This is a genomic window from Clostridium sp. LS3, assembly GCF_055330225.1.
This window is the reverse complement of record NZ_CM143921.1, coordinates 3810001-3812500: the sequence shown is the minus strand read 5'-3', so window position 1 is coordinate 3812500 and position 2500 is coordinate 3810001. Positions and strand designations below refer to the sequence as shown.

Below are 2500 nucleotides of genomic sequence, written 5' to 3'. Positions count from 1 at the left end.
AAGAGCATGGCTGGGTAGCTAAGTCGGGAAGGGATAAACGCTGAAAGCATCTAAGCGTGAAGCCCCCCTCAAGATGAGATTTCCCATAGCATAAGCTAGTAAGACCCCTTGAAGAACACAAGGTTGATAGGTCAGAGGTGTAAGTGTGGTAACATATTTAGCTGACTGATACTAATAGGTCGAGGGCTTGACCAATAATTAAAAGATTTTGGCTGTAATTCATGTGCAATTTTCAGAGAACACTCTGATATCTGGTGATGATGGCGTAGAGGAAACACTCCTTTCCATTCCGAACAGGAAAGTTAAGCTCTACAGCGTCGATGGTACTGCATGGGAAACTGTGTGGGAGAGTAGAACGTTGCCAGGTTATTATGCGTTATTAGCTCAGTTGGTAGAGCACCTGACTCTTAATCAGGGTGTCCCGGGTTCGATCCCCTGATGACGCACCAAATCCTAAACTTTTGTTTAGGATTTTTTTTTATAAATTTTAAAATATTTAATATTTAATAAATAATATTTATAATCTAGTTTATACGAAATAATATAAGACTAATATTAATATATAATTTATAGATAAATAAAATTGAAGTAATTAAATAAAACTTAAAGTGAAGTAGTAATTAGCCACTTAAAAACGAAAAAATAGACATAATAGAGATTGGATTAGTTGAAGCTATTACGGCATTTAGTTTAATAACTCAATAGGTTTGTAATGAAGTGCTTATGATAGATATTAATAGGGAAAAGGATCTTGGAGAAGTAATGGATCTAAAATGTTTATATAGATTAAGTTTTAGAAACTGAACAAGCTAGTTTAGAAGTTTATAATAGAATATCAATATTATTTTTATAAATTAAAGTATAATATTAAGTTTAAAAATTCAATAAGAAAGTTATATTAGAGTTAGCTTAATTAAAACATTTATGGGGAAATTTAAATTAATTTATATTAAATAATAAAAAAATAAATTAATTTTAAAAAAAATGTTGACATGTGGACAATATATCTATATAATAAGTTCTTGTTGAGAGAAAAATATCTGGTGATGATGGCGTAAAGGAAACACTCCTTCCCATTCCGAACAGGAAAGTTAAGCTTTATAGCGCCGATGGTACTGCATGGGAAACTGTGTGGGAGAGTAGGACGTTGCCAGGTTCATAGGGTTTACTAGCTCAATCGGTAGAGCACTTGACTTTTAATCAAGGTGTACCGGGTTCGATTCCCGGGTAAGCCACCAAAAATCACTTCATTAATGAAGTGATTTTTTAATAGGAACTTGCTTAGCATTATATATAAAAAGAAAGGGACATGTCCCTTTCTTTTTATTTTCTTAATATATCATCTTTCATAAATTTAAAAAATTTCTTTACAGAGTTCAAATCATCATTTAATGTTGATGAATCTTCTTCTTTAAAATATCCTTTTGTGTATATTAACATTATAAAAAATAAAATTCCTAAATTTATATACATATCCTTTATATCTGCTATAAATAAATTACTAATTCCTATAAAGTCTAGACTTCCACCATAAAATACTTTATCTATAAATGAACATAAAGCACCAGCCATAATAAATAAAAATGACATATCAGACCAGAAATCTTTATTTCCTTTAGATAAATAGTATCTATAGAGCTCTATAAATAGAACTAATGCAATTCCATTTAATATTATTAAAGCAGAAAATCCAACTCCAAGTCCAAATCTAGCATTTAACCAAGAACCATCAGTGTTTATTATTGGATTAAATGAAAGAAATTTAGGGATAATTTCAAAATATTTATCAAAGAAGAAAAATTTAATCACTAGCTTTATTCCTTGATCTATTAGCATAAGTATGAAAAAAATAATTAATATTATTTTACTAGTGAAGCCTTTAGGATATTTATTAGATATAAAATAAATTATCCAACCAGTTACTGCAAATAAAATAGTTAATAATAAATTTAGTGATAAAGTATAAACACTATCTACTCTTCCAGTAATAATCTCAAATGCAAAATATAATAGCCACATTATGGGAAGTATCCCGATGGTAATCCATTTATCCTTATTAAATTTGTTATTCATGTTATCCTCCTAGAGAAACTTTAAGATATTAAGATTTTATCATATATAAATATAAAATTCATATAAGTATAACAATTTATTTTCAATACTGATATAATTAAAGAGAAAATACTGAATATTTACGTTATTTAGATAAATAATAAAGTAATGATATACATAGGAGGGGATTGAGTTGTTAAAAATTTTTGCAGTTTCAGATTCTATAGGGGAAACAGCAGAGCAAGTTGCATTAGCAGCAGCGAGTCAATTTAAAGGTGAGGTAGAGGTTAAAAGAGTACCATATGTAAATGGGTTAGAAGATGTAGAGGAACTAATTAGAGAAGTAAGTGAATCTGACAAAAGTGTGATAGTTTCTACAATAATAACAGTTAGTGTAAGAGAGTACTTAACACAAAAGTGTGTAGAAAAGAATATATCAGTAGTAAAT

2 protein-coding genes, 2 tRNA genes, 3 rRNA genes and 1 pseudogene (2 of these 8 running past the window's edge) are annotated in these 2500 nt (G+C 29.0%); 7 read left to right on the top strand and 1 reads right to left on the bottom strand.

Annotated features, from left to right (window positions below; all coding sequences use genetic code 11):
* The 6 genes and pseudogenes from ACZJV1_RS17970 to ACZJV1_RS17945 form a co-directional block, all read left to right on the top strand.
* Positions 1 to 195 (top strand): 23S ribosomal RNA (locus ACZJV1_RS17970); it begins 2711 nt to the left of the window's first position.
* 55 nt (positions 196 to 250) lie between these two features.
* Positions 251 to 367, top strand: a 5S ribosomal RNA gene (gene rrf, locus ACZJV1_RS17965).
* Positions 368 to 373: 6 nt separating this feature from the next.
* Positions 374 to 449: transfer RNA gene (locus ACZJV1_RS17960), tRNA-Lys, on the top strand.
* Positions 450 to 642: 193 nt separating this feature from the next.
* Positions 643 to 771: pseudogene (gene ldh / locus ACZJV1_RS17955) on the top strand (L-lactate dehydrogenase); the annotation flags it as partial.
* 268 nt (positions 772 to 1039) lie between these two features.
* A 5S ribosomal RNA gene (rrf, locus tag ACZJV1_RS17950) occupies positions 1040 to 1156 on the top strand.
* Between the two features lie 6 nt (positions 1157 to 1162).
* Positions 1163 to 1238 (top strand) — tRNA-Lys (locus tag ACZJV1_RS17945).
* Between the two features lie 85 nt (positions 1239 to 1323).
* On the opposite strand, the gene ACZJV1_RS17940 is transcribed toward ACZJV1_RS17945, so the two are convergent.
* Entirely contained in the window at positions 1324 to 2073 is a 750-nt protein-coding gene (locus ACZJV1_RS17940; protein ID WP_463650960.1) for a signal peptidase II, read from the bottom strand.
* A 172-nt stretch (positions 2074 to 2245) separates the two neighbouring features.
* Here ACZJV1_RS17940 and ACZJV1_RS17935 point away from each other — a divergent pair, with 172 nt between their 5' ends.
* Positions 2246 to 2500, top strand: partial view of a pyruvate, water dikinase regulatory protein gene (locus ACZJV1_RS17935; RefSeq protein ID WP_463650959.1) — the start only. Its footprint extends 549 nt past the window's final position; the window shows 255 of its 804 coding nt (coding positions 1-255); it begins with the start codon at positions 2246 to 2248; its stop codon lies beyond the right edge, outside the window.

Coding starts and splice junctions, on each gene's coding strand:
- ACZJV1_RS17940 (WP_463650960.1), bottom strand. CDS start 2,073: ATGAATAACAAATTTAATAAGGATAAATGGATTACCATCGGGATACTT.